The sequence below is a fragment of the Actinophytocola sp. genome, from assembly GCF_036378875.1.
Classification (GTDB): domain Bacteria; phylum Actinomycetota; class Actinomycetes; order Mycobacteriales; family Pseudonocardiaceae; genus Actinophytocola.
In genome coordinates this window covers 56,512-80,486 of sequence record NZ_DASUVO010000045.1, presented here as the reverse complement: position 1 = coordinate 80,486, position 23,975 = coordinate 56,512, and the positions used below count along the sequence as shown (strand labels likewise).

The following is a 23,975-nucleotide window of genomic DNA, read 5'->3' as shown; positions in this document are numbered from 1 at the left end:
TCATGGACGTCGTGAGTGAGGTGCGCTCGTACCGCCTGCGGGTCGCCGAGGTGGTGCCCGAGACGGCGGACGCGTGCTCGCTCGTGTTCGACTCCCCCGGTCTCGACTACAAACCGGGCCAGTTCCTGACGCTGCGGATCCCGAGCGATCGCTGTGGCTCCGTGGCACGGTGTTACTCGCTGTCCAGCTCGCCGCACGTCGACTCGTCGTTGAAGGTGACGGTCAAGCGCACGGCCGACGGCTACGGCTCGAACTGGATCTGCGACTCGGTGTCCGCAGGTGACGAGCTGGAGTCACTGGCGCCGGCGGGTATCTTCACTCCCTCCTCTTTGGACTCGAAACTGCTGCTGTTCGCCGCGGGCAGCGGCATCACACCGGTGATGTCGATCGTGAAGTCGGTGCTGGCGGCCGGTTCGGGCCGTGTGGTCCTGGTGTACGCGAACCGCGACGAGCAGTCGGTGATCTTCGCAACCGAACTGGCCGCGCTGATGGCCGAACACCCGACCCGGCTGACGGTGATCCACTGGCTGGAGTCGGTGCAGGGACTGCCGTCCGCGCCGACGCTGTCCGCGCTGGCGCGACCCTACGCCGCATACGAGGCGTTCATCTGCGGCCCGGCGCCGTTCATGGCCGCGGTCCGCACGGCGCTGTCGGACCTGGGTGTGCCACGCGAGCGTGTCCACATCGAACGGTTCAAGTCACTGGGCGCGAACCCGTTCGAGCAGGCGGTGGTCGCCGAGTCGGCAAGCGCGCGCGTCGCCTCGGTGAAGGTCACACTGGACGGTGCGGAACACCGGTTCGACTGGCCTGCGGACACCAAGCTGCTGGACCTGCTGCTGGCACGAGGGCTTGACGCGCCGTACTCCTGCCGGGAGGGTGCCTGCAGTGCGTGCGCGTGCCGGCTCGTGGCCGGGGAGGTGAAGATGCTGAACAACGACGTCCTCGACGACGAGGACCTCGATGACGGCATCAGGCTCGCGTGCCAGTCGCTACCGGTGACCGACGACGTCGAGATCAGCTACGAGTGAGGTGACGGATGCCCATCGACCCCGACGTGGCGATCGGTGCGGACCTTGGCACGACGAAGTTCGAGTGGACCAGCTCGAACGTGCTGCTCTACCACCTGGCGTTGGGTGCGGGCGCCCAACCGGTTTCCGAGCCGGAACTGGGCTACGTGCTGGAGGACCGCCTGAAGGTGCTGCCCACCTTCGGTGTGGTGGCCCCGAACTTCCGCATGTTCGAGCCGCCGGCGGTGACGTTCCCCGGCATCGACATAGACCTGTCGAAGGTGCTGCACGGCACGCAGTCCATCACCGTGCACGGCCCGCTCCCGAGGGACGGCCAGGGCGTGGCCCAGTCCCGGATCGCGGACGTGTGGGACAAGGGCAAGGCAGCGGTGATCGTGCAGGAGGCCACGATCACCACCTCGTCCGGTGATCCACTGTGGACCACGACGTCGAGCATCTTCGCCAGGGGCGAAGGCGGTTTCGGCGGCTCACGCGGCCCGTCCAACCGGCAACCGGCCCCCGAGGGTGACCCGGTGCTGGAGGTGGAGGTGCCCACGTTGCCGCAGCAGGCACTGCTGTACCGGCTGTGCGGCGACCGCAACCCCCTGCACGCGGACCCGGCCTTCGCCGCGCTGGCGGGCTTCGACCGGCCGATCCTGCATGGCCTGTGCACGTACGGCATCGTGTGCAAGGCCCTTGTGGACAATCTGCTGTCCGGCGATGTCACCAGGGTGGCGACGTTCGGCACGCGGTTCGCCGGCGTGCTGTTCCCGGGTGAGTCGCTGCGGATCCGCGCGTGGCGGACGGAAGACGGCTACCGGGCGACCGCAACGGCCATCGACCGCGACGACGCCCCGGTGCTTGACGAAACGGTGCTGGCGGTCCGGTAGGTTCGGTCGTGTGATCGAACGTCTCAGACCTGACCACGCCCCGGCGCTGCTGACGTTCGAGCTGGAGAACCGCGCCTACTTCGCGGCGTCCATACCGGACCGCGGCGACGGCTACTTCGCCCTGTTCGCGGAACGCCACCAAGCGCTCCTCGACGAGCAGGACGCCGGCCTGTGCCACTTCCACCTGATCATCGGTGACGGCCGCGAGGTGCTGGGCCGCGTCAACCTGGTGGACGTGGCCGACGGCTCGGCCGAGTTGGGCTTCCGCATCGCGGAGAAGGCCGCCGGTAAGGGCCTGGCGACCGCCGCAGTCCGCGAAGTGTCCACTTTGGCGGCCACGACCTACGGCCTGACCAGCCTGCGAGCACGTGCGGCGGTCGACAACACCGGCTCCCGGAAGGTGCTGACCCGCACCGGCTTCGTGCCCACCGGCGAGAAGATCACCCTCGACGACAAGCCAGGGCTTTCCTATCTGCTGAAACTGGCCTGAGCTGATCGCTATGCTCGCGGGAATGTGGCGGACGCTGGCGAAAGTGGTGGCCGCGCTGCTCGTGCTGTTCGTCGGCAGCCTCGCCTTCAACGCCGCTTCCGGGCAGAGCCGCTGGCCGGGCCCCCTCGACTTCGTGCGCACCCATCCCTGGGTGGTGCTGGTCCTGTTGATCCCGCTGGCGCTGGTCGGCATGTGGCAGGCGCCGCGCCGGGAGCGCAGCGAGGCGCCCTCCGCGACCTTCCGCCTACCCCCACGCAACGGTCACTTCACGGGCCGTGAGGCCGTCATGAAGGAGCTGCGTCTTCAGCTCACGTCCGCGAACGACATCGTCATCCACGGGTTGGGCGGTGTCGGCAAGACACAGCTCGCCATCGAGTACGCCTACCGCTACCTGCCGAAGTACCGGTTCGTCGCGTTCGTGGACGCCGAGCATCCCGACCTCGTCACCACACAGTTCGCCTCACTGGCGCGCGAGCTGGGCCTGACGGAGATCGGCGCCGAGCAGGTCATCCCACGCGTGTACGGCAAGCTGCGCGACCGCCGCCCCTGGTTGATCATCTTCGACAACGGGGAGAAGCCAGGCCCGCTCGCCCACGCCCTGCCCGCGGGAGACCTGGCGGGCAACGGGCACGTGATCGTCACGACCAGGGTGAGCGGCTGGTCGTCCAGGGCGGGCGTGCTCGACCTGGACGTCTTCGCGCGTCAGGAGTCGATCGCACTGCTGACCAGGCGCGTACCCGACATGTCCGAGGCGGTGGCCGACCAGATCGCCGAGCAGCTGGGTGATCTGCCGCTCGCGCTGGAACAGGCGGCCGGGTACATGGACTACAACCACACCGCGCCTGAGGAGTACCTCGCCCTGCTGACCTCGCGGCTGGAGGAGATGATCGCGCAGGGCGAGTTGGCCGACCGCCCCGCGGTGGTGGTGGCCACGCTGTGGCAGATGAGCCTGCGCCAACTACCGCCTGCCTCGGTCGAACTGTTGGAACTGTGCGCGCTGCTGGCGCCCGAGCCGATCCCGTTGGGCCTGTTCGAAACGCTGCCAGCCGCGGCCGACCCGCTGACGTGGGACACGACGGTGGGTGCCCTGGCCGGTCTGGGCCTGGCCCGCCGCACGGACGCACACCTGGTGGTGCACCGGTTGGTGCAGGCCGCGGTCCGAGCCGCCATGCCGCAGGGTTCACATCGTGCGCGGCTTCGTGAAGCGCTGCTGTCCGCGGCCCCACATGACATCCACGGCGACCCGGCCGCGCCAGAACGCTGGCAGGAACTCCTCCCACACGTCCTGGCGGTCACCACCGAGGACTCGTCCCCCGAAACGGCACTACTGCTGCGCCTCGCCGCGACGTACCTGATACAGATCGGCGACCGCCGGCTGGCCGCGCCACTGTGCGAACGCGCACTGACCATCAACGAGTCCCTCGACCGGGACTCGGAGATCGGCTTCGACCTGATCACGCTGGCCCAGATCCACCGCGAGCTCGACGCCGCCGACCGTGCACTCCCGCTGGCGGAACGCGCACTGCGGCTACACGAGAGCAGTCTGCCGGCGGACAGCCCAGCCATCGCCACGGACCTGGCCACACTGGCCCGAATCCAGCGGCAACTGGGCGACCACGCCTCGGCTCTGCCGCTCGCCGAACGCGCACTGCGGATCGACGAGGCCGCGTACGGTCCGGACAACGCGTACGTGAGCTTCGACCTGATCGCACTGGCATCGATCCACGTCGACCTGGGCGACCACGCGACGGCACTGCCGCTGATCTCCCGCGCCCTCGAGATCCGCGAGGCGATCTACGCGCCGGACCACCTGTACATCGGATATGCCCTGCTGTTCAAGGCACAGGTCCTGCACGCACTCGGCGACCCAACAACCGCCCCGCTCGCCCAACGCGGCGCACGCATCCACCGCACCCAACTCGGCGCGGACCACCCCAAGACCGAGGAAGCCTTCGCCCAACTCAAGAAGATCACAGGACGCTGACCACCGACCTCGGACGCGACCCTGCGGATGCCCGCCGGGCGCTGTGACGGGGTCACTTCAGCTCTGCGGAAGTCTTCCCGAGCAGGCGGCGGGCGATGATCAGTTGCTGGATCTGTTGGGTGCCTTCGAAGATGTCCATGATCTTGGCGTCTCGGGACCACTTTTCCAGTAGTTCGTGTTCCGTGTAGCCGATCGAGCCTGCCAGTTCTACGCAGCGCAAGGTGATCGCGGTGGCTGAGCGGCCTGCTTTTGCCTTTGCGTACGAGGCCTGTAGTGAGTTGGGTTGGCGGTTGTCGGCCATCCATGCGGCCTGCAGTGTCAGCAGGTACATGGCCTCGTAGTCCGCTTCCATTTCCAGGAAGGCGGCCGCCGCGGCGGGTTGGTTGTTCGTGGGGCGGTCGTAGTCGATTTCCACGCCTGCTTCGGTCAGGAGGCGGCGGGTTTCCTCCAGGGCGGCGCGGGCGATGCCGACCGCCATGGCGGCTACCAGTGGCCTTGTGTTGTCGAACGTCTGCATGACGCCCGCGAAGCCCTGGTCTGGCTTGATTTCCGGGGTGCCCAACAGGTTTGACGCCGGAACCCGGCAGTTGTCCAGGCGGAAGTGGGCCGTGTCCGAGGCTCGGATGCCCAGTTTGTGTTCCAGGCGCACCAACTCGAAGCCGGGAGTGTCACGTTCGACCACGAAGGACTTGATCGCGGCCTTGCCCAGGGAGCGGTCCAGCGTCGCCCACACGACAACGCAGTCCGCGCGCTCGCCGGACGTCACGAAGATCTTCTCGCCGTTCAGGACATAGTGGTCACCGTCGCGGACGGCTGTTGTGCGGATGGCTCCCGAGTCCGAGCCCGTGTCCGGTTCGGTGATCGCCATGGCCGCCCACTTGCCCTTGAAGCGGGCCAGTTGCTCCTCCGACGCCACCGACGCGATCGCCGCGTTGCCCAGGCCCTGGCGAGGCATCGACAACAGCAGACCCGCGTCGCCCCAGCACATTTCCATGGTGCCCAGGCAGACGGACATGTTCGCTGTGGACGGTTTGCCCGAGGTGCGGCGCACGCCCCCCGCACCCGCGCCGCCGCCAGACGCGCTCAGGCCGTCCAAAAGGGACGCCAGCGTGTCCAGCTCCTTCGGGTACGTGTGCTCTGCCTGGTCGTACTTCCGCGAGTTCGGGCGGAGGAACGCCATGGCCGCCTGGCGGGCCTGGTCCACCAAGGTGGTCAGCTTGCGGGGAACCTCGAGGTTGATCACACCAGCACCGCGCCTTCCATCACGCCGACCGCCCGCAGGTCGCGGTACCACCGCTCCACCGGGTGCTCCTTCACGAACCCGTGGCCGCCGAGCAGCTGCACGCCGTCGCTGCCGATCTGCATTCCCTTGTCCGTGCACAGCTTTCGCGCCAGCGCCGTCTCTCGGGCGAACGGAAGCCCAAGGGCCGCACGGGAAGCAGCCCGGTAGGTCACCAGTCGCATACCGTCCAGCTCCGTGCCGATGTCCGCGACCCGGAACGCCACGCCCTGCCGGTGCGACACCGGCTCACCGAACGCCACCCGCTCGTTGACGTACGGGATGACGTAGTCCAGCACCGCACGGCCCGTCCCCACCGCGAGTGCGCACCAACCCAGCCTCGCCAGCCGGACACACGCGGCGTAGTCCGCCGCCAGCAAAGCGGATTCCGGCACGGCCACCTGATCCAGCACCACCCTGCCGGTGCCGGCGGCACGGATACCCATGGCCGGCTCCGACTCGATCGTCACCGACGAGGACTCCACAATGAACAGTGCTGGTCCGCGACCCTCCACATCGGCCGCGATGACGAACAGCTCAGCAAAAGCCGCTCTGGGCACCAGCGACTTCACGCCGGTCAACCGGAAGCCGCCGGCGGTCCGGTACGCCTTGGTACGCAAGGAGAACGGGTCGAACAGCGGATAGGGCTCCTGGATGGCCAGTGCCGCGGCCGGCACGTCGTCACCGGTGAACGCCGGCAGGTATGTCGCCTGCTGGTCCTCGTTCCCCCACCGCACCAACGCGTTCGACACGGCTGCCGGCGCGAGGCACGCCAGCGCGAGACCCATGTCCCCCGTGGCAAGGGCCTCCGCCACCAGCAGGTTGGTCACGGTCGAACTCTCGGTCGCGACACCGCCGAACTCCTCCGGCACGCCGAGCAACGCGATGCCCAGCTCGCCGGCGGTCCCGAGCAGCTCCGGGGGTGTCTCGCACTTCTCGTCAGCGGCGGCCGCCGCGGGGCGCAGCCGCTCGGTCGCGAACTCGCGGACCGTGTCGACGATCAGCTGCTGCTCCTCGGTGGGGGTCAGATCGAACACGCCGCTGTCCGACACGGGTGGCAAACGTTTGGCGGACCCCAGTTCGCGGGCGGCCGTGAACGTGCGGGTCGCCGCCCCGGCAGCCTGGAACCCGGTCTTCGTCGCCTGGTACAGCGCCCTGTCCACCGGTTTCTTCAGCCCGAGCCGGTCGATGACGGGCGCGCCCGCGACCTTGTTGAGTGCGGACATCACGGCACCCATGGCATTGCGCCTGTGCGGCTTGGCGCCAAGTCCCTCGCTGGCCGACACCCGATCCCCCTTACCTACTCGCGAGTTAAATAACGCTAGCTACTCTAGAGTAGGGTACGCGAAAACGCGGTTCAGGAGTGACTTGGGTCACGATTCGGTTGCCATGGCCGCGCCTGTTCGAAGGCGGCACACGCGGCCAGCACCCGCGCGTCCGCATGCCGCGGGCCCACGACCTGCAGGCCAACGGGCAACCCAGCCGAGGTGAACCCGCACGGCACCGTCGCGGCCGGCTGCTGCGTCAGGTTGAACGGGTACGTGAACGGCGTCCACCCGGTCCACCGGTCGAACCCCGGCGGTGCCTCGACGCCCGCCTCGAACGCCGGGATCGGCATGGTCGGCGTCAGCAGCAGGTCGTACTGCTCGTGGAACGCGCCCATGGTCCGGCCGAGCGCCGCGCGGGTCGCGGTCGCCTCGATGAAGTCGAGGGCCGAGTACTCGGCGCCCTGCGCAGACACCTCCCGCAACCCGGGGTCCAGCCGCGCCCGTTGCGCGTCCGTGAGCGGCGCGGTCACCGCCGCGGCACCGGAGAACCACAGCACGTGGAACGCGTCGACCGGGTCCGCGAAACCGGGGTCGGCGACCGACACGACCGCACCCAGTTCGGTGAACACCGAGACGGCCGACTCCACCAGTGCGGCCACCTCGGGATCGACGGACACGTAACCGAGGTCGGGGCTGAACGCGATCCGCATGCCCGCGACGGTCGCGGACTCGGCGGCGGCCACAAAGGACTCGTGTGGCCGGGGCCCTGCCGACCAGTCTCGACTGTCCATACCGGACAGCACGTCGAGCGCGAGCGCGGAGTCACGCACGGACCAGGACAGCGGGCCGACGTGCGAGAGCGTCCCGAACGGGCTCGCGGGATAGATCGGCACGAGCCCGTAGGTCGGCTTGATCCCGAAGACCCCGCTGAACGACGCCGGGATGCGGATCGACCCGCCGCCGTCGGTGCCGAGCGCGATCGCGCCCATGCCGGTGGCCACCGCGACGGCCGCACCGCCGCTCGACCCACCCGCTGTCTTCGTGGTGTCCCAAGGGTTCCGGGTGACGCCGGTGAGCGGGCTGTCGGTGACGCCCTTCCAGCCGAGCTCCGGCGTCGTGGTCTTGCCGATGATCACGGCATGGTGCTCACGCAGCCGCGCGACCGACGGCGCGTCGACGTCCCACAGCTGGTCGGGGTCGATCGAGTGCGAGCCACGCAGCGTCGGCCAGCCGGCCGTGAGCAGCAGGTCCTTCACCGAGACGGGCACGCCGTCGAGCAACCCGCGTGGCTCGCCGCGCCGCCACCGTTCTTCGGAGGCCGCGGCGTCGGCCAGTGCTCGCGCCGCGTCGACCAGGCAGAACGCGTTCAGCGAACCGTCCTGCTCCTCGATGCGGCCGAGCGCGTCCTTCACCGCCTCCACCGGAGACAGCCGGCCAGCCCGGTACTCGGCGAGCATCGACGTCGTGGTCATGGATTCTCCCTCACATAGCCACGGGACTTGTCGACCACGTTCAGCAGCGGCTGGCCCTCCAGGTAACGCCGGAGGTTGTCGGCGAACAACGCCACCAGCTCCGACCGCCATCCCACCGCGTCACCGGACATGTGCGGCGACACGATCACGTTCGGCAGGTGCCACAGCGGGGACGAGACGGGCAGCGGCTCGTCGACGAACACGTCGAGCGCCGCTCCCGCGAGCCGGTCGGCCGCCAGCGCCTCGACCAGGTCCTCCTGCACGACCAGCGGTCCGCGACCGACGTTGATCAGCCGCGCGGTCGGCTTCATGGCTGCGAGGGCCTTCGCGTCGATCATGCCGCGTGTCTCGTCGGTCAGCGGCGCGGCCAGCACCACGTAGTCGGCGTCCGGCAGAGCCTCGGACAGCGACGATATGGGAAGCACCTCACCCAGGTCAGGGTCCTCCGACCGGGCAACACGACCAAGGCCCGTGACGGTCATGCCGACCGCGGTGAGCTTGCGGCCGATGGCACGGCCGATCGGGCCGGTGCCCGCGACCAGCGCGTGCCTGCCGCTGACCCGCTCGGTCTCCCGGTGGCGCCAGCGGCGTTCCCGTTGCTGGGCCAGCGTGGTCGGCAGGTCCTTGGCGAGCGCGAAGACCAACCCGAGGACGTACTCCGCCATCGGCTCGTCGAAGACACCCCGGGCGTTGGTGACCACGATGTCGCCGGCCACCACTTCGGGTGTCAGCACATGGTTGACGCCGGCACTCGCGGCATGCACCCAGCGCAGCGCGGACGCGGCGGGCCAAGCGGTGGCCAGTGCGCTCGACCGGAAGTCCCAGACGCACAGGACATCGGCTCCCGGCAACACGTCCACCAGGTCGTTCCCGGTGGAATAGCGGACGTCCGCGAGGGCCTCGACCTGGGCCATCCCGTCCGGTCGCCCGGTGTTGCCACTCGGGGCGTGAAGGACTACGACAGTACTTGCTGACACGGGATTGACACGCTATGTACCGCTCGTATGATTGTCAACAATCTTCACGAGGGGTACGCCGATGGCTCGATTCATGACGATCACACTCGAACGCCGTGGCGTCTCGTGCGTGGCCCAGCTCCTCGACAAGGACGCACCCCGAACCTGTGACGCCGTGTGGGAGAACCTCCCCCACGCCGGGCCGGTGCACCACGCCAAGTACGCCCGCAACGAGATCTACACGATGGTGGAACGGTTCGTCGACGAGCCCATCGGCTACGAGAACCCCACCGTCACCCCGATCCCCGGCGACGTGGTGTTCTTCGACTTCCCCGGCGGCATGCTCGACCGCGCCTTCAAGGAGGAGAAGGGTCTCGAGCAGCTGCCGGGCGTCATCGACCTCGCGATCTTCTACGGCCGCAACAACATCCTGCTCAACGGCGATGTCGGTTGGGTGCCGGGGAACGTCTACGGCTCGATCGTCGAGGGGCTCGACGCGATGGCCGAGGCATGCAACGACGTCTGGAGGTCGGGCAGCGTCGGTGAGCGGCTGGTTTACCAGCGGCACGACGGCTGAGCGGGGGCGGCCATGCTTCCCGACAGACCCCCGGTGGAGGTCCTCGGCCTGGTCGCGCAGCGCGGCGTCGGCGTGGTGGCGCCGTTCGACTTCGCCCTCGACCGTGAGCTGTGGCGCTGGGCGCCGGACGACATCTCCCTGTACATGACGCGGCTGCCGTTCGTGCCCGTGCCGGTGACCATCGAGATGGCCCACGCGCTGTCCGACTCCGAGCGGGTGCGGCGCGCCACGCGGGACGTGCTGGCGCCGGAACCGCTGGTGGTGACGTACGCGTGCGCGTCGGGCAGCTTCGTCGGCGGCGCGGCCGGCGAGCGCGCGCTGCACGCCAGCATGATGGCGGCCGGCGCGCCGGTGGCGACCACGACGTCCGGCGGGCTCATCGCGGCCCTGCGGGCGCTGGCGCTGACGCGGATCGCGGTTGTGACGCCCTACATCGACAGCGTGACCGAGCGGCTGCTGTCCTTCCTGGGTGAGCACGGGGTCGAGGTGGTGACGAGCATCGGGCTCGGGCTGCTCGACCACATCTGGCGGGTCGGCTACTCGGAGACCGTGCGTGCGGTCTCCTCGGTGGACGTGCCGGCCGCCGAGGGCGTGTTCATCAGCTGCACGAACGTGCCCACCTACGACATCATCGGCCCGCTGGAACGGTGGCTCGGCAAGCCGGTGCTGACGGCGAACCAGGTCACCATGTGGTCGGCGCTGCACGCGATCGGGTCGCCGATGATGGCGGCCGGGCAACTGCTGGCGCAGGTCACCGAGCCGCACCTGAGCGAGCCGCCGGGAACAGGCCCGCGAACGCCGAGCGGAGCGAGGCCATGACACAGCCTGGCTCGGGGATGAACGTGACCACCATCGGCTTCCTCTACCCCGGCTACAGCGCGGAGGACGAGTACCCGGCGATGGAGCGGCTGTTGGCCGCGTCCGGTACCGCGGTGTCGCTGCCGGTCGTGCACACGCTGATGCGCGAGGACGCGCACCGGGTCGACGCGCTGCTGGACATCGGCGGCGCGGACGTGCTGGCCGAGGGCGCCCGGTCGTTGGGGGACGTCGACGCCGCGGTGTGGGCGTGCACGAGCGGGAGCTTCGTCTTCGGTTGGGACGGCGCGTCCGCGCAGGTGGAGGGCGTGCGCGCGGCGGCCGGTGCGCCGGCGTCCAGCACGTCCTTCGCGTTCGTCAACGCCGCTCGGCACCTGGGGCTGCGCCGGGTGGCCGTGGCGGCGACCTACCCGCGGGACGTCGCGGCGCGGTTCGTGGCGTTCCTCGCCGCCGCGGACGTCGAGGTCGTTTCGCTGTCGTGCAAGGGAATCGTCACCGCCGCGGAGGTCGGCACGCTCGGCCGCGACGACGTGCTGTCGTTCGTGGCCGCGCAGGACCACCCGGACGCCGAGGCCGTCCTCGTGCCCGACACGGCACTGCACACGGTGGAATGGCTGACCGATTTGGAAGACTTGCTCGGCAAGCCCGTGCTGACCGCGAACCAGGTCAGCGTCTGGGAAGGGCTGCGGCTGGTGGGCGCTACCGAGCCGCGTACGGGGTTGGGGGCTTTGTTCTCGTGAGTGAGTTGGGTGAGTTGGAGCCGGTCGCACGGCAGTCGACGGCGGAGCTGATCGCCGAGCAACTGCGGGCGGCGATCATGTATGGCACGCTGGCACCCGGAACGCAGCTGGGCGAGTCGGACCTGGCCGCACGCTTCGCGGTGAGCCGGGGTCCGTTACGGGAGGCCATGCAGCGGCTCGTGCAGGAGGGGTTGCTGCGTGGCGAGCGGCACCGGGGGCTGTTCGTGATCGACCTGTCGGCATCGGACGTGCGGGACGTCTATCTCGCCCGCCTGGCCATCGAGCGCATGGCGTGCCAGCTGATCATGGCGGGCAACCGGGGCGAGGCCGTCGCGCGGCTGTCGGAGGCGCTGTCCACGCTGGTCACGGCGGCGTCGGGCGGCGACCGGCACGCGATGAGCGACGCGGACCAGGCCTTCCACCAGACGCTCGTGAGCTGTTCGGGCAACAGCCGGCTGGAGCGGATGGCGCAGACGCTCCTCGTCGAGACCCGCATGTGCCTGACCGCCCTGCAGAAGCACTACCCCGAGTCCGACGAGCTGGTGGCCGAACACCGGGCACTGGTGAACGCCATCTCAGACGGCGACGAGCAGCTGCTGGCGTCACTGATCGAGGCACACATGCAGGACTCGATCGACCGGCTCGTCCCGCCGCTGCCCTGACCTCAGGTGCCCTCGCGGAGCAGGTCCGTGTCGAACTTGCCGTCCACTATGGATAAGGCCAGCTCGCTGACGCGCATGTTGTGACTGCGTGCGTGGGTGCGCAACGCGCCGAACGCCTCCGGCATGGTCAGGCCGAGGCGCTCGGACACCACGCCCTTCGCCTGTTCGATGACCACCCGGCTGTTCAGTGCGTGCTGGAGCTGCGCGGCGAGGGTCTCCTGCTTGTGCAGCGCGCGGGCGCGCAGGATGCCGATCGTCGCGATGTCGGCCATGGCCTGGGCCAGGCGGGCGTCCTCCTTCGCGACGTCGCCCGGCTCGGTCCGGTACAGGGTCAGCGTGCCGGCCAGCTCCTCGTGGCGCCGGAGCGGGAACGTGTGCGTCGCCATGAAGCCGGCCTTGCAGACCGCGGCCACGTAGCTCGGCCAGCGGTCCCGCTCCGCGGTGAGGTCCGGGACGGCGATCGCCTCGCCGGTGCGGCAGCAGTCCCGCCATGGCCCTTCGTCGTGACGTTGGATCGATAACTCCACGAGAGTAAGCCGGTCGCTCGACGCGGCCACGCCGTGCTCGATCAGGAACACGCCGGCGGCGTCGACATCGAGCAGCCGAACGCAGCGATTCGCCAGCAGACGCAGAAAGTCGTCAAGCTCGAACTCCGCGGACAACGTGTCGGCTAGCTCGACGAACGCTTCCGCCAGTTCTTCCGCTGGCCTGCTGGTCACGACGTAAGACTACGGCCGAATGATCAGGCTGGGGGCAAGGTCATCGGCACCCGGCCCACTATTTGGCGAAAAATCCCACTGTGCCGTAACCATTTCAATTCACCCCGAAACGAAGATCAATTAACCGTGCTTGTCACACACCGCAGTGGTGTCGGCACCCTGCGAAGGACGCTACTCTGAGTGGTTGTCGTCGCGACCCGACAGAAATCGAACAGGGCCCTTGGACTCTGTTGGTTGACCGTTGAAATTTACGAGTATCACTCACGTGCGGGAGACGGTGGGCGTGGAGGTCACGTGAGTGCGCAGGTTATGTCGTCGGATGCTACTGAGATCTTCAGTCGTCTCAAGAGCGCCGCGTTCCATGAGCTCGTCAGATCGTCGATGGCAGGGGAACAGGAGGCGGTCGCGACGCTGTTCGCATGGGTCCGACCGGCCATAGTTCGCTACTGTCGGTCACGCATCGGACGCAGTGGCTCGGCCTACTCGTCGGCGGACGACGTGGCCCAGGAGATCTGCATGGCCGTGCTGGGCGCGCTGGCGCGGTACGGCGACGAACCCGAGTCGTTTCTTCCGTTCGTGTACGGCATCGCCGCGCACAAGGTGGCCGACCACTACCGGCGCGCCGGCCGCGACCGTTCGGACCCGGCCGCGGACGTGCCGGACGGCATCGACCTCGGGGCCAGCCCCGAGCAGATCATGATGGCCGCGGACCTGCGGCACCGACTGACCGAGCTGCTCGGCACGCTGCCACCCCGGCAGCGGGAGATCCTCGTGCTGCGGCTGATCGTGGGTCTGTCGGCGCAGGAGACGGCGACCGCGGTCGGTCTGACCCCGACGGCGGTCCGGGTCACGCAGCACCGTGCGCTGGCCAAGCTGCGCGCGGCGCTCACCCCCGGGGAGTGGGTTTAGGTTCCCTTGGCACGCAGGTAGATCTGCACTTCCAGACGGTTGCGCTCCGCCTCCGCCTCGACCTCCCGGAGATCGAGGACCTCGAAGCCGGCCCGCTCGACGACATGTGCGAGTTCGTCGGGCGGGTAGGCGGTCACGGCGGTGGGCGCGCCCATGAAGACGATGGGTAGCTCGTCGAAGTCGCCGAGCACCATCGCGATCTGCAGCAGCTTGGGCCCGCGCAACTGGCCGCGAAGTTGGCTCAGCAGCGGCGTGATGTCCCGGCGCGGCAACATGATGAACGAGAAGAAGGCGACGGCGGCGTCGAACTCGCCGAGGTCCGCGATGTCCCGGAGGTCGCGGTGGAGGTAGCGGCCGCCGGGCGCCTGGCGCTCGGCGAGCGACAGCATGACGGCGGACTCGTCGACGCCGACGACCTCGACCCCGGCATCGAGAAGCTGCCGGGCCGTCGGCAGCCCGCTGCCGACCCCGAGATCGAGGACCCGCGCGGGGGGCGTGAGCTGGCTGATCAGCCAGGCGCCCTCGGCGATCTGCTCGTCCCGCTCGACGAACGACTCGTCGTACTGCTTGCCGATCTGGTCAAATGCCGGGTTCTGCGACACCCGAACCAGCATGCCGTGCCGGGTCGGTCACGTCCAGTTAACTGGTGGCTTTGTGTGTGAGCAGTAGGCGAACGGTCAACTCGAGGCGTTCCGCCACGTCCGAGGCCGAGGACCGGCGCGTCACCCAGGCCACCAGGTTCGACAGCCACACGTCGCCGATGACCCTGGCCAGCGCCCGGTCCTCCTCGGTGGGCTCGCCCTCGTGCAGTGCGTGGGTGAACATGCGCTCGATCAGCTTGCCGACGGCGTCGACCTCGGCGGCCGCGGACGCGTCGGCGAACATGAACGCCCTGGTCATCGCCTCGGTGAGGTTCGGGTCGCGCTGCATGGCGCGGGTGATCCGACCCAGTACGAAGAGCATCCGGTCGTAGGCCGTGTCGCCGGGGATCGCGGACCGGTCGTTGCGTTCCTGACCCCGCTCGAGCTCGCGCGCGAGGCCCGACACCAGCAGGTGGATCTTCGACGGGAAGTACCGGTACAGCGTGCCGAGAGCGACGTCCGCCTTCTCCGCGACGGTCCGCATCTGGACCGCCTCGAACCCGCCCTTCGACGCGAGCGCGATCGTCGCGTCCAGGATCCTCTTGCGACGATCCCGTTGCGCGGCGGAGCCGAGCTCCTCGTCGGTGAGCACGTTCAGCGCGTTAGCGCCGGACGTTCGCGGTCTCGCCATCGGTCGGTTCCCCTGTTTCGAAACGCGTTCCTGCCTGCTCAAGATACCTTACGCGACTCCGGTACCGGACATGTTACGTCCGTCCACAGCACAAAAACTAGAACGTGTTCTATAGTAGTCGATGTGACCTTCGAGGCTGCGATCAGCGACGCCGCCAGGCGGGCCGACACCCTGGCCACGGTCCGCGCGATGGAGACCGAGCCGCAGGCCTGGACCAAGCACCAGACCATGGTCACCGAACTGGGGCTGTGCACGATCACCCAGGACGGTGGCACCCTCGCCGACCAGGCCGCGGCGCTCACGGCGGCCGCGCGGCACCTGATCCCCGGACCGCTGCTGCCCACCGCACTGGGCAGCCTCCTCGACCTTCCGCACGTCACGGCCGTCGCCCTGGACCCCGGCGACCTCACCGTGACCGGCGACCGGGTCACCGGCACCACCTCCCCCGTGCTCGGCGCCGACGGCGTCGTCCTCCTCCGCGCGGGCGACACGTGGTGCACCGTTCAACACCCCCTCACGCCCCTCACGCCGCTCGACTTCTCCCGCCCGCTGGGCCGGCTCACGCTGACGGACGTCCCGGTCACCAGGCTCGACCTCGACACCACCACCGTCACACACCTGGCCGCGACGCTGTTCGCCGCCGAGGCCGCGGGCATCGCGCGCTGGTGCCTCGACACCGCGGTCGCCTACGCCAAGATCCGCGAGCAGTTCGACCGGCCCATCGGCTCTTTCCAGGCCGTCAAGCACCTGTGCGCGGAGATGCTGTGCCGCAGCGAGCAGGCCGCGGCACTCGCCTGGGACGCCGCGCGGGCACCCGAGTCGCTGTCCGCGCCCGCCGCCGCGGCGCTCGCACTCGACGCCGCGGTCGACAACGCCAAGGACTGCGTCCAGATCCTCGGCGGCATCGGCTTCACCTGGGAACACGACGCCCATCTGTACCTGCGCCGCGCGCTCGCCAACCGCCAACTGCTCGGCGGGAGCGCTCGTTGGCGCAGGCGGGTCGCCGATCTGGCACTGGCCGGCGAACGTCGCGGGCTCGGCGTGGTGGCCGACGACGAGGCGGCCCGTTCGGCGGCACGGGAGTTCGCGGCCAGCCTCAGTGGACTGTCCACAGCGGAGCAGCGATCGCTGCTGGCGGACAGCGGGTACCTGGTGCCGCACTGGCCACGTCCGTACGGGCTCGCGGCCTCCGCCAAGGCGCAGCTCGTGATCGACGACGAGCTGACGAAGGCCGGTGTCACACGGCCGGACCTGGTGATCGGCGCGTGGGCCGCGCCGACGATCCTCTCGCACGGCACCGAGGAGCAGCAGAAACGGTTCGTGCCACCGACGTTGCGCGGTGAGCTGCACTGGTGCCAGCTGTTCTCGGAGCCGGGCGCCGGTTCGGACCTCGCCTCTCTCCGCACCAAGGCGGTGCGGGTGGAGGGGGGTTGGGGACTGTCCGGGCAGAAGGTGTGGACGTCGGCTGCCGTGGAGGCCGACTGGGGCATCTGTCTCGCCCGCACCAACCCGGACGCGCCGAAGCACTCCGGTATCACGTACTTCCTCGTGGACATGAAGTCTCCGGGCATCACGCTGCGCCCGCTGCGGGAGATCACCGGCGAGGCCCGCTTCAACGAGGTGTTCCTCGACGACGTGTTCGTCCCGGACGAGTGCGTGGTGGGCGAGGTCGACGGCGGCTGGCGGCTGGCCCGCACGACGCTCGCCAACGAGCGGGTGGCGCTCGGCGGCGGCTCGTCGCTCGGCGATGGGGTCGAACGCCTGCTGTCCCTCGTCACCGACGTCGACTACTGGTCCCGTGAGCGCCTCGGGTTCCTGGTGGCGCAAGGGCTTTCGGTGTCTCTTGTGGACCTTCGGGCCACGCTGCGGCAGCTGGACGGTCGCGGGCCAGGTCCGGAGTCGAGCGTGTGCAAGCTGGTCGGGGTCCGGCAGCGGCAGGACGTCGCCGAGGCCGCCGTGGACCTGCTCGGTCCGGCCGGCGCGGCCGTCGACGAGACCACCGAGCCGGTGTTGCACGAGCTGCTGCTCACCCGCTGCCTCAGCATCGCCGGTGGCACCACACAGGTGCTACGCAACCTCGTCGGCGAGCGCATCCTCGGCCTGCCAAGGGAGAAACCCTGATGGACTTCGCGCTGGACGACACACAGCAGGCGGTCGCCGCCCTCACCCGCGAGATCCTCACCCGGGAGCCGGATCCGGACTCGGCGTGGAAAGCCCTGGCACAGGCCGGTTTGCTGGCGGGCGACGGGCTCGGTGTGATGGAGACCGCCGTGGTGCTGACCGAGGTGGGCCGGGTCGCGGCGCCGTTGCCTGCGTTCAGCACGCTCGCGCTCGGCGTTCTCCCGATCGCCCACCACGGCTCGTCGGAACAGCAGGAGATACTGGCGCAGGTGGCCACCGGCGAGCACCGGCTGACCGCGGCCCTCCGCGCCTCCGTGACGTGCGATGAAGGACGCCTTTCTCTCACTGGACGTGGGGAAGGCGTCCTTCATCGCACACTGTCCGGCCGGGCCGTCGGGGTGCCGGACGCCGCTTCCGCTTTTCGGATCCTGGTTCCTGTTGGGGACACCGTTTTCCTCGTCTCGCCTGACGACACCACCCTGACCCGCACCTACTCGGCCGGTGGGACACCCGAGTACACCGTCGTCCTGGACGGGACGCCGGGCGAGGCACTCTGTGCAACGGCTGCCCTGCAACGGTTCGCGGTCGCTGGTGCGTGTGGCTACGGCGACGGTCTGCTCGCCGGTGCCCTGGACCTGACCGCCACGCACATCCGCACCCGCGAACAGTTCGGCAAGCCGCTCGCCACGTTCCAGGCCGTGGCACAGCAGATCGCCGACGTCTACATCTCGGCCAGGACACTGCATCTCGCGGCGTGGTCGGCGATCTGGCGACTTGCTCACGACAAGGACCCGGACAGCGACCTCGACGTCGCCGCCTACTGGCTCGCCGAGGAGGCCATGCCCGCGCTCCATACGTGCCACCACCTGCACGGCGGCGTCGGCGTCGACGTCAGCTACCCACTGCACCGCTTCTACTCCGCCATCAAGGACCTGGTCCGACAGCTGGGTGGCGTCGAGCGCCGGCTGGCGGAGGTCTGACATGGACATCGAGCTCACCCCCGCACAGCACGCGCTCACCCTGGAACTACGCGAGTACTTCCGCGATCTCATGTCCACTTCGGAACGTGAGGCGCTGCTCGTCGAGCGGCACGGCGAGACCTATCGCGCGGTCGTGCGTCGCATGGGCCGGGACGGCTGGCTCGGCGTCGGCTGGCCGCAGGAGTACGGCGGTCGCGGCTTCGGCCTGGTCGAGCAGCAGATCTTCGTCAACGAGGCCGCCCGCGCCGACATTCCTCTGCCGGGCGTCACGCTGCAGACCGTCGGCCCGACGCTGCAGGTGTTCGGCACCCCGGCACAGAAGGACTTCTTCCTCCCGAGGATCCTCGCCGGCGAGATCCACTTCGCCATCGGCTACACCGAACCGGAGGCCGGCACGGACCTGGCCTCGTTGCGCACCGCCGCCGTGCGGGACGGGGACACGTACGTCGTCAACGGCCAGAAGATCTTCACGACCGGCGCGCACGACGCCGACTTCATCTGGCTGGCGGTGCGCACCGACCCGAAGGCCGCCAAGCACAAGGGGATCTCGATCCTGATCGTCGACACCAGCGACCCCGGCTACACGTGGACGCCGATCATCACCTGCGACGGCGCCCACCACGTCAACGCGACCTACTACAGCGACGTGCGGGTGCCGGCCGACATGCTCGTCGGCACGGAGAACGCCGGCTGGCGGCTGATCACCACACAGCTCAACCACGAACGCGTGATGCTCGGCCCGGCCGGCCGCCTCGCCGCGATCTACGAGCGGGTGCGGGACTGGGCGGCCCAACGCGACCTGCTCGACGAGCCGGACGTGCGGCGCGCGCTCGCGAAGGCACGGGCCAACACACGGGTGAACGAGCTGCTCAACTGGCAGGTCGCGGCGGCGGGCGCCGATGTGTCCATCGCGGACGCCTCGGCCACGAAGGTGTTCCAGTCCGACCGGATCCAGTGGCTCAACCGGACACTCGAGGAGGTCGTCGGCACGCACGGCGACCCGGCGGACCCAGGGACGGGTGAGCTGATGCGGTGGCTTGACGTACAAGCGAAACGCAACCTGGTACTCACGTTCGGCGGTGGGGTGAACGAGGTGCAACGCGAGCTGATCGCCATGGCCGGCCTGAACCTGCCGAGGGTGCCGCGATGATTGAGATCGAGACGGCCGCGCAAGAAGTAATGGCCCGCGGTGAGTCGGCGAGGCGCGCGGGCCGTGACCCGGTCAACCGGCCCATGGTCCGCAACTGGCTGGAGGCACTCGGCGACAAGAACCCGGTCTACGCCGACGTCGCGCCGCCGGCCATGGCGCAGGTGTGGACGATGTTCGGCCTGCACGGCAAGCGACCGGACGACGATCCGTTGGGCGCCATGGTGTCCGTGCTCGACGAGGCAGGCTACACGTCGGTCGTGGCGACGAACTGTGAGCAGACCTACCACCGCTACCTGCGCTATGACGAGGAAGTGTCGGTTGCGTCCACTTTGGAGAGCGTGGTCGGCCCGAAGAACACCGCGCTGGGCGAGGGCTGGTTCGTGACCACCCGCAGCACCTGGTACGTCGACGACGAGCCGGTCGCGGAGATGCGGTTCCGCGTGCTGAAGTTCGCGCCGAAGCCCGCGCCACCGCCGGTCGCGCCCGTGATCCGGCCGTCGATCAACCGGGACACCGCGTTCTTCTGGGAAGGCACCGCACTGGGCGAGCTGCGGATCCAGCAGTGCGGCGGCTGCGGCGCGCTGCGGCACCCACCCGGCCCGATGTGCCCGAACTGCAACGAGACCAAGCCGAAGCACATTGTCGCGAGTGGACTCGGCGAGGTCTACAGCTTCGTCGTCCACCACCACCCTCCGGTGCCGGGGCACGCGCTGCCGTTCGTGATCGCACTCGTCGAACTGGAGGAAGGAGTCCGGTTGTTGGCCGAACTCGTTGGCGTGGAGCCCGAAGTAGGGCTGCCGGTGAAGATCGGCTTCACGAAGGTCGACGACGAGTTGACGATGCCCGTATGGCGGCCGCGATGATCACCGTCGGCGAGGAGCTACCGGCCCTGGAGATCGACGTGACGCCGACGTTCGTGGTGAGCACGGCCATCGCGACGAGGGACTTCCAGGACGTCCACCACGACCGGGACCTGGCCGTGGCCCGCGGCTCGAAGGACATCTTCCTCAACATCCTCACGGACACGGGTCTCGTGCAGCGGTTCGTGACGGACTGGGCAGGTCCACACGCGCTGGTGCGGCAGATCTCGATCAAGCTCGGTGTGCCGTGCTACGCCTACGAGAAGCTGACGTTCACCGGCCGGGTCGTCGCGCACGAAGGACGTGAGTACGTCGTGGAAGTGGCGGGCCGCAACAGCCTCGGCGACCATGTGACCGGCACCGTGCGAATCGAGGTGCCCTGAATGTTGGACGCCGCGATCGTGGGTATCGGCGCGACGGAGTTCTCCAAGGACTCGGGCCGTAGTGAGCTGCAACTGGCGGCCGAAGCCGTTCGGGACGCACTGGCGGACGCGGGACTCACGCCGTCCGATGTGGACGGTCTGGTGACGTTCACCATGGACGCCAACGCGGAGATCGCGGTGGCACGCGAGCTGGGCATCCCGTCGCTGTCGTTCTTCTCCCGCGTCGGGTACGGCGGCGGGGCGGCGTGCGCGACCGTGCAGCAGGCGGCCATGGCCATCGAGACCGGTATGGCGTCGGTCGTGGTGTGCTACCGGGCGTTCAACGAGCGGTCGGGCCACCGGTTCGGCCGCGTGCAGACGGCGGCCGCGGCGGCCCCGACCTCCAGCGGGATCGACAACAGCTGGCACTACCCGATGGGCCTGGGCACACCGGCCGCCACGGTCGCGATGTTCGCCCGCCGCTACATGCACGAATACGGCGCGACGAGCGAGGACTTCGGCAGGGTGGCCGTGGCGGACCGCCGGCACGCGGCGACGAACCCGAAGGCGTGGTTCTACGGCCGACCGATCACCCTCGACGACCACCAGTCGTCCCGGTGGATCGCGGAACCGTTGCGACTGCTGGACTGCTGCCAGGAAAGCGACGGCGGCGTCGCACTGGTCGTCACGTCGCGAGCCAGGGCCGCGGATCTGCCCAACGTGCCCGCGTTGGTGGCGGCCGCGGCGCAGGGCTCCGGCACCGACCAGTTCACGATGAACAGCTACTACCGCGACGACCTGACCGGACTGCCCGAGATGGGCGTGGTGGCCCGGCAGCTGTGGGCACAGAGCGGGCTGGGACCGTCGGACATGTCGATCGCCGTGCTGTACGACCACTTCACCCCGTTCGTCCTGGTCCAGCTGGAGGAGCTGGGTTTCTGCGGCCGCGGCGAGGCCCGCCACCTCATCGCCGACGGCGCGCTGGAACTGGACGGCCGCCTACCGACCAACCCACACGGCGGCCAACTGGGCGAGGCGTACATCCACGGCATGAACGGCATCGCCGAAGGCGTCCGCCAGATCCGCGGCACCGCTGCCAACCAGGTCGCCGAAGTAGCGAACGTGCTGGTCACGGCCGGTACGGGCGTTCCGACGAGCGCCCTGGTCCTGACCACTACCTGACAAGCGTCAGGTTAGCGCGTACAGTACCTAACTGATGTCAGGTAAGCGCAGGCTCACGCCGGAGAACAGGCGTGCGGTGATCCTCTCGGCGGCCCTTCCGGTGTTCGCCGAGAGCGGGTATGACCGCGCGTCGATGCGGGCCGTGGCCAAGGCCGCCGGCATCACCACTCCGGTGCTGTACGACCACTTCGGGTCCAAGGCCGATCTCTACGCCGCGCTCGTCGAGGCCGAGGCCGACGCGCTCATCGCGGCGTGGGAGCAAGCGGGGCTCGCGATGCGGGAGGGCTCGGTCGAGGAGTTGTTCCGCCGCACGATCGGCACGATCTACGAATGGGTCGCGGCCAACGAGGCAGGCTGGCGGATCGTCTTCCTCGACTCCCCGAGCGATCCGGCCGTGCGCGAGGCGCACCGCCGGCGGCAGGAGCGGGCGACCGCCGTGCTCGCCGCGCAGTTCGCCAGGGTGCCGTCGCTCCGTCTTTCCGTCGACCTGACACGGGAACGGGCCGACGACTTCCTCGCGGAGGCGGCAAAGTGGACGGTCAACGCGATAGCCGTGTGGTGGTGGGGTAACCGGGACCTCAGCAGTGACCAACTGGTGGCGCTCACGGCCGACCTACTGTGGCGTGGGCTGGGACAGGTGACGGGAGACTCAGATGTCCATTGAGGACCTTCAGAAGGCCGCCGCGGACAAGGACGTCGAGCTGGCTGTGAGCGCACTGGCGGACGACGTCGTGCTGCGGTCGCCGCTCACGGACCGGTTCACCTTCGACGGCAAGGACGCGGTGCGGGCGCTGTTCGAGACCGCGTACGAGAAGTTCGACGGGCTGAACTACCACACCGTGATCGGCGACCGCGTGCTCGTCGGCAGCGCGACCGTCGGTGGGCAGCCGATCGAGGAGACGCTGGTGCTGACGCTCGACGATGCCGGCAAGATCGCCGAGATCAGGCTGTTCATCCGCCCGCTGACCGGGCTCACCGCGGTGATGGCCGCACTCGGCCCGGTGCTCGCACGGAAGAACGGCCGGTCCCGGTTCACGGCCGGCCTGCTGCGTGTGATGACCGCGCCCCTCGTCGCCGCGACCCGGTCCGGCGACAAGGTCGGCATCAGGCTCGCGCTACCCAAGCGGCGCGTGCCTGCCTAGGAACTCGTCGAGGTAGGCCCAGGTCGTGGTGCGTGCCCGGCGGCCAGCCAGCACGCCGAGGTGGCCACCCGGCGCGGTCTCGAACCGGACCTCGGCCGCGTTGTCCAGCACGTCGACCAGCCGGCGCACGGCCCGCTCCGGCGCGATGCTGTCCCCGGTGCCGGCCACGACCAGGACGGGTGCCTTCACCTCGTGCAGCGAGATACGCCGGCCACGGAAGTCGACCTCGCCGTTCGACAGGTCGTTGGAGCGAAAGAACCGGTGGTACATCTGCCCGAACGTGCGGCCCGGGTAGGCGACCATGTTGTCGGTGAAGCGGTCGACGGCCTCGATCTGGGCGAGGAAGTCCCGATCGTCCAAATGGGACAGAATGGCGTACGGCTTGGTGACGACCTTGTCGATCGCGGAGAGCTGGAACACCCGCTTGACGATCGCCCTCGGCGCGCCGCCCAGCACGCGGTAGACCGGGGTGAGGATCCAGCCGTTGGTGACGTCGACGAGCGGCTTGATCGGCGCCACCAACGGGATCGCGGTCATGTCGATGGGCGCGGCGACCGTCGCGATCGACGCGACGGGCAGGTCCGGCTGGCCGGCGTGGGTCAGCAGGGAGAGAATCCCGCCGAGGCACCAGGCGACGACGTGCACCGGCGCGCCACCGGCGTCCTTGCTCACCGCCCGGATCGTGCGGGGCAGCACCTCGTTGATCCAGTGCTCCAGCCCGAGCCCGCGGTCGGAGAACCGCACGTTGCCGTAGTCGACGAGGTACGTCCAGCGCCCCTGGCCGACCAGGTGCTCGGCGAGACTGCACCCGCGCCGCAGGTCGAAGCAGAACGAGGGCACCGCGAGCGGCGGGACCAGCAGGACCGGTTCACCCCGCAGCTCACGCTCGTTCGACGTGAAGCGGTAGACCGACCGGTTGGGCCCCTTGTCGATCAGCACGCGGGGCATGGGGCGCAGGTCGGCGACCCCGCCGCGGACGAACATGTCCAGTGCGTTGGTGGCGGCGGCGGACAGGCGGTCTGTCATGACTGTTCCGCCTCCCCGGAGTTCAATGTGTTGGTCATCTTGAGGAAGGAGCGTTCTGTTCGGTCACGTACTTGTGGCTGGTTTGCGTCACGTTCCCCTGAGGTGCGGATG

At 69.2% G+C, this 23,975-nt stretch carries 25 protein-coding genes; 17 read left to right on the top strand and 8 right to left on the bottom strand.

Features of this window, described 5'->3' with window-relative positions; all coding sequences use genetic code 11:
* The first annotated feature begins 2 nt into the window (after positions 1 to 2).
* The 4 genes from VF106_RS11985 to fxsT are packed head-to-tail and all read left to right on the top strand — an operon-like array spanning position 3 to position 4,371.
* On the top strand, positions 3 to 1,028 hold the full coding sequence (locus VF106_RS11985) for a 2Fe-2S iron-sulfur cluster-binding protein (RefSeq protein ID WP_524535852.1): 1,026 nt from the start codon (positions 3 to 5) through the stop codon (positions 1,026 to 1,028).
* A gap of 8 nt (positions 1,029 to 1,036) precedes the next feature.
* Entirely contained in the window at positions 1,037 to 1,897 is an 861-nt protein-coding gene (gene chsH3 / locus VF106_RS11980; RefSeq protein ID WP_330839717.1) for an enoyl-CoA hydratase ChsH3, read from the top strand.
* A gap of 10 nt (positions 1,898 to 1,907) precedes the next feature.
* Positions 1,908 to 2,387 (top strand): GNAT family N-acetyltransferase, encoded by a 480-nt coding sequence (locus VF106_RS11975; protein ID WP_330839716.1) that lies wholly within the window; start codon positions 1,908 to 1,910, stop codon positions 2,385 to 2,387.
* Positions 2,388 to 2,409: 22 nt separating this feature from the next.
* Entirely contained in the window at positions 2,410 to 4,371 is a 1,962-nt protein-coding gene (gene fxsT, locus VF106_RS11970; protein WP_330839715.1) for an FxSxx-COOH system tetratricopeptide repeat protein, read from the top strand.
* Between the two features lie 52 nt (positions 4,372 to 4,423).
* Here the strand turns inward: fxsT and VF106_RS11965 are convergent, their stop codons facing one another.
* The 4 genes from VF106_RS11965 to VF106_RS11950 form a co-directional block, all read right to left on the bottom strand.
* Complete coding sequence (locus VF106_RS11965; RefSeq protein WP_330839714.1) at positions 4,424 to 5,614, bottom strand: acyl-CoA dehydrogenase family protein; 1,191 nt, start codon at positions 5,612 to 5,614, stop codon at positions 4,424 to 4,426.
* On the bottom strand, positions 5,611 to 6,888 hold the full coding sequence (locus VF106_RS11960; protein WP_330839818.1) for an acyl-CoA dehydrogenase family protein: 1,278 nt from the start codon (positions 6,886 to 6,888) through the stop codon (positions 5,611 to 5,613). The genes VF106_RS11965 and VF106_RS11960 overlap by 4 nt, the downstream gene beginning before the upstream one ends.
* Before the next feature lie 119 nt (positions 6,889 to 7,007).
* Entirely contained in the window at positions 7,008 to 8,390 is a 1,383-nt protein-coding gene (locus tag VF106_RS11955; RefSeq protein ID WP_330839713.1) for an amidase, read from the bottom strand.
* On the bottom strand, positions 8,387 to 9,304 hold the full coding sequence (locus VF106_RS11950; RefSeq protein ID WP_330839712.1) for a D-2-hydroxyacid dehydrogenase: 918 nt from the start codon (positions 9,302 to 9,304) through the stop codon (positions 8,387 to 8,389). The genes VF106_RS11955 and VF106_RS11950 overlap by 4 nt, the downstream gene beginning before the upstream one ends.
* A 136-nt stretch (positions 9,305 to 9,440) precedes the next feature.
* Here VF106_RS11950 and VF106_RS11945 point away from each other — a divergent pair, with 136 nt between their 5' ends.
* From VF106_RS11945 to VF106_RS11930, 4 genes are read left to right on the top strand one after another with little or no spacing between them, the layout of a single operon-like run.
* Positions 9,441 to 9,923, top strand: coding sequence for a DUF3830 family protein (locus VF106_RS11945; protein WP_414638939.1), 483 nt, complete (start codon positions 9,441 to 9,443; stop codon positions 9,921 to 9,923).
* 12 nt (positions 9,924 to 9,935) lie between these two features.
* Complete coding sequence (locus VF106_RS11940) at positions 9,936 to 10,742, top strand: maleate cis-trans isomerase family protein (protein WP_330839710.1); 807 nt, start codon at positions 9,936 to 9,938, stop codon at positions 10,740 to 10,742.
* The gene (locus VF106_RS11935; RefSeq protein WP_330839709.1) at positions 10,739 to 11,479 is read left to right on the top strand and encodes a maleate cis-trans isomerase family protein; all 741 of its coding nucleotides are present in this window, start codon (positions 10,739 to 10,741) and stop codon (positions 11,477 to 11,479) included. The genes VF106_RS11940 and VF106_RS11935 overlap by 4 nt, the downstream gene beginning before the upstream one ends.
* Positions 11,476 to 12,141, top strand: a complete 666-nt coding sequence (locus VF106_RS11930) for a GntR family transcriptional regulator (RefSeq protein WP_330839708.1) — start codon at positions 11,476 to 11,478, stop codon at positions 12,139 to 12,141. The genes VF106_RS11935 and VF106_RS11930 overlap by 4 nt, the downstream gene beginning before the upstream one ends.
* A 2-nt stretch (positions 12,142 to 12,143) precedes the next feature.
* Here the strand turns inward: VF106_RS11930 and VF106_RS11925 are convergent, their stop codons facing one another.
* Positions 12,144 to 12,860, bottom strand: coding sequence for an ANTAR domain-containing protein (locus tag VF106_RS11925; protein WP_330839707.1), 717 nt, complete (start codon positions 12,858 to 12,860; stop codon positions 12,144 to 12,146).
* 309 nt (positions 12,861 to 13,169) lie between these two features.
* On the opposite strand from VF106_RS11925, the gene VF106_RS11920 reads away from it, so the two are divergent.
* On the top strand, positions 13,170 to 13,769 hold the full coding sequence (locus tag VF106_RS11920) for an RNA polymerase sigma factor ShbA (protein ID WP_330839817.1): 600 nt from the start codon (positions 13,170 to 13,172) through the stop codon (positions 13,767 to 13,769).
* On the opposite strand, the gene VF106_RS11915 is transcribed toward VF106_RS11920, so the two are convergent.
* Together VF106_RS11915 and kstR are read right to left on the bottom strand one after the other, a co-directional pair.
* Positions 13,766 to 14,371: a class I SAM-dependent DNA methyltransferase gene (locus VF106_RS11915; protein WP_330839706.1), complete on the bottom strand. Its 606-nt coding sequence runs from the start codon at positions 14,369 to 14,371 to the stop codon at positions 13,766 to 13,768. The genes VF106_RS11920 and VF106_RS11915 overlap by 4 nt on opposite strands.
* A gap of 37 nt (positions 14,372 to 14,408) precedes the next feature.
* A complete protein-coding gene (kstR, locus tag VF106_RS11910) occupies positions 14,409 to 15,041 on the bottom strand; it encodes a cholesterol catabolism transcriptional regulator KstR (protein WP_330839705.1) in 633 nt (210 codons plus the stop codon).
* 189 nt (positions 15,042 to 15,230) lie between these two features.
* Between kstR and VF106_RS11905 the strand changes: the two genes are divergently transcribed.
* From VF106_RS11905 to VF106_RS11870, 8 genes are read left to right on the top strand one after another with little or no spacing between them, the layout of a single operon-like run.
* On the top strand, positions 15,231 to 17,162 hold the full coding sequence (locus tag VF106_RS11905; RefSeq protein WP_330839816.1) for an acyl-CoA dehydrogenase family protein: 1,932 nt from the start codon (positions 15,231 to 15,233) through the stop codon (positions 17,160 to 17,162).
* Positions 17,162 to 18,142 carry an acyl-CoA dehydrogenase family protein gene (locus tag VF106_RS11900; protein WP_330839704.1) on the top strand — a complete coding sequence of 327 codons (981 nt, stop codon included), beginning with the start codon at positions 17,162 to 17,164 and terminating at the stop codon, positions 18,140 to 18,142. Before VF106_RS11905 ends, VF106_RS11900 begins: the two co-directional genes overlap by 1 nt.
* Position 18,143: 1 nt before the next feature.
* Positions 18,144 to 19,292: an acyl-CoA dehydrogenase family protein gene (locus tag VF106_RS11895; RefSeq protein WP_330839703.1), complete on the top strand. Its 1,149-nt coding sequence runs from the start codon at positions 18,144 to 18,146 to the stop codon at positions 19,290 to 19,292.
* On the top strand, positions 19,292 to 20,155 hold the full coding sequence (locus VF106_RS11890; protein ID WP_330839815.1) for a bifunctional MaoC family dehydratase N-terminal/OB-fold nucleic acid binding domain-containing protein: 864 nt from the start codon (positions 19,292 to 19,294) through the stop codon (positions 20,153 to 20,155). Before VF106_RS11895 ends, VF106_RS11890 begins: the two co-directional genes overlap by 1 nt.
* Positions 20,152 to 20,535, top strand: coding sequence for a MaoC family dehydratase (locus VF106_RS11885; RefSeq protein ID WP_414638943.1), 384 nt, complete (start codon positions 20,152 to 20,154; stop codon positions 20,533 to 20,535). The genes VF106_RS11890 and VF106_RS11885 overlap by 4 nt, the downstream gene beginning before the upstream one ends.
* On the top strand, positions 20,536 to 21,696 hold the full coding sequence (locus VF106_RS11880) for a lipid-transfer protein (RefSeq protein WP_330839701.1): 1,161 nt from the start codon (positions 20,536 to 20,538) through the stop codon (positions 21,694 to 21,696). It abuts the gene before it with no gap.
* A gap of 34 nt (positions 21,697 to 21,730) precedes the next feature.
* Positions 21,731 to 22,360: a TetR/AcrR family transcriptional regulator gene (locus VF106_RS11875; RefSeq protein ID WP_330839700.1), complete on the top strand. Its 630-nt coding sequence runs from the start codon at positions 21,731 to 21,733 to the stop codon at positions 22,358 to 22,360.
* Positions 22,350 to 22,838, top strand: coding sequence for a nuclear transport factor 2 family protein (locus VF106_RS11870; RefSeq protein WP_330839699.1), 489 nt, complete (start codon positions 22,350 to 22,352; stop codon positions 22,836 to 22,838). The genes VF106_RS11875 and VF106_RS11870 overlap by 11 nt, the downstream gene beginning before the upstream one ends.
* Here the strand turns inward: VF106_RS11870 and VF106_RS11865 are convergent.
* Complete coding sequence (locus tag VF106_RS11865; protein ID WP_330839698.1) at positions 22,812 to 23,864, bottom strand: alpha/beta fold hydrolase; 1,053 nt, start codon at positions 23,862 to 23,864, stop codon at positions 22,812 to 22,814. The two genes, VF106_RS11870 and VF106_RS11865, sit on opposite strands and share 27 nt — an antisense overlap.
* Between the last annotated feature and the right edge of the window lie 111 nt (positions 23,865 to 23,975).

Bases quoted from the DNA above. Each gene is read 5' to 3' on its own strand.
- VF106_RS11985 (WP_524535852.1), top strand. From the start codon at position 3: ATGGACGTCGTGAGTGAGGTGCGCTCGTACCGCCTGCGGGTCGCCGAG.
- chsH3 (WP_330839717.1), top strand. From the start codon at position 1,037: ATGCCCATCGACCCCGACGTGGCGATCGGTGCGGACCTTGGCACGACG.
- fxsT (WP_330839715.1), top strand. From the start codon at position 2,410: ATGTGGCGGACGCTGGCGAAAGTGGTGGCCGCGCTGCTCGTGCTGTTC.
- VF106_RS11960 (WP_330839818.1), bottom strand. From the start codon at position 6,888: ATGGGTGCCGTGATGTCCGCACTCAACAAGGTCGCGGGCGCGCCCGTC.
- VF106_RS11955 (WP_330839713.1), bottom strand. From the start codon at position 8,390: ATGACCACGACGTCGATGCTCGCCGAGTACCGGGCTGGCCGGCTGTCT.
- VF106_RS11950 (WP_330839712.1), bottom strand. From the start codon at position 9,304: ATGGCCCAGGTCGAGGCCCTCGCGGACGTCCGCTATTCCACCGGGAAC.
- VF106_RS11945 (WP_414638939.1), top strand. From the start codon at position 9,441: ATGACGATCACACTCGAACGCCGTGGCGTCTCGTGCGTGGCCCAGCTC.
- VF106_RS11940 (WP_330839710.1), top strand. From the start codon at position 9,936: ATGCTTCCCGACAGACCCCCGGTGGAGGTCCTCGGCCTGGTCGCGCAG.
- VF106_RS11935 (WP_330839709.1), top strand. From the start codon at position 10,739: ATGACACAGCCTGGCTCGGGGATGAACGTGACCACCATCGGCTTCCTC.
- VF106_RS11920 (WP_330839817.1), top strand. From the start codon at position 13,170: ATGTCGTCGGATGCTACTGAGATCTTCAGTCGTCTCAAGAGCGCCGCG.
- kstR (WP_330839705.1), bottom strand. From the start codon at position 15,041: ATGGCGAGACCGCGAACGTCCGGCGCTAACGCGCTGAACGTGCTCACC.
- VF106_RS11905 (WP_330839816.1), top strand. From the start codon at position 15,231: ATGGAGACCGAGCCGCAGGCCTGGACCAAGCACCAGACCATGGTCACC.
- VF106_RS11900 (WP_330839704.1), top strand. From the start codon at position 17,162: ATGGACTTCGCGCTGGACGACACACAGCAGGCGGTCGCCGCCCTCACC.
- VF106_RS11895 (WP_330839703.1), top strand. From the start codon at position 18,144: ATGGACATCGAGCTCACCCCCGCACAGCACGCGCTCACCCTGGAACTA.
- VF106_RS11885 (WP_414638943.1), top strand. From the start codon at position 20,152: ATGATCACCGTCGGCGAGGAGCTACCGGCCCTGGAGATCGACGTGACG.
- VF106_RS11880 (WP_330839701.1), top strand. From the start codon at position 20,536: ATGTTGGACGCCGCGATCGTGGGTATCGGCGCGACGGAGTTCTCCAAG.
- VF106_RS11875 (WP_330839700.1), top strand. From the start codon at position 21,731: ATGTCAGGTAAGCGCAGGCTCACGCCGGAGAACAGGCGTGCGGTGATC.
- VF106_RS11870 (WP_330839699.1), top strand. From the start codon at position 22,350: ATGTCCATTGAGGACCTTCAGAAGGCCGCCGCGGACAAGGACGTCGAG.
- VF106_RS11865 (WP_330839698.1), bottom strand. From the start codon at position 23,864: ATGACAGACCGCCTGTCCGCCGCCGCCACCAACGCACTGGACATGTTC.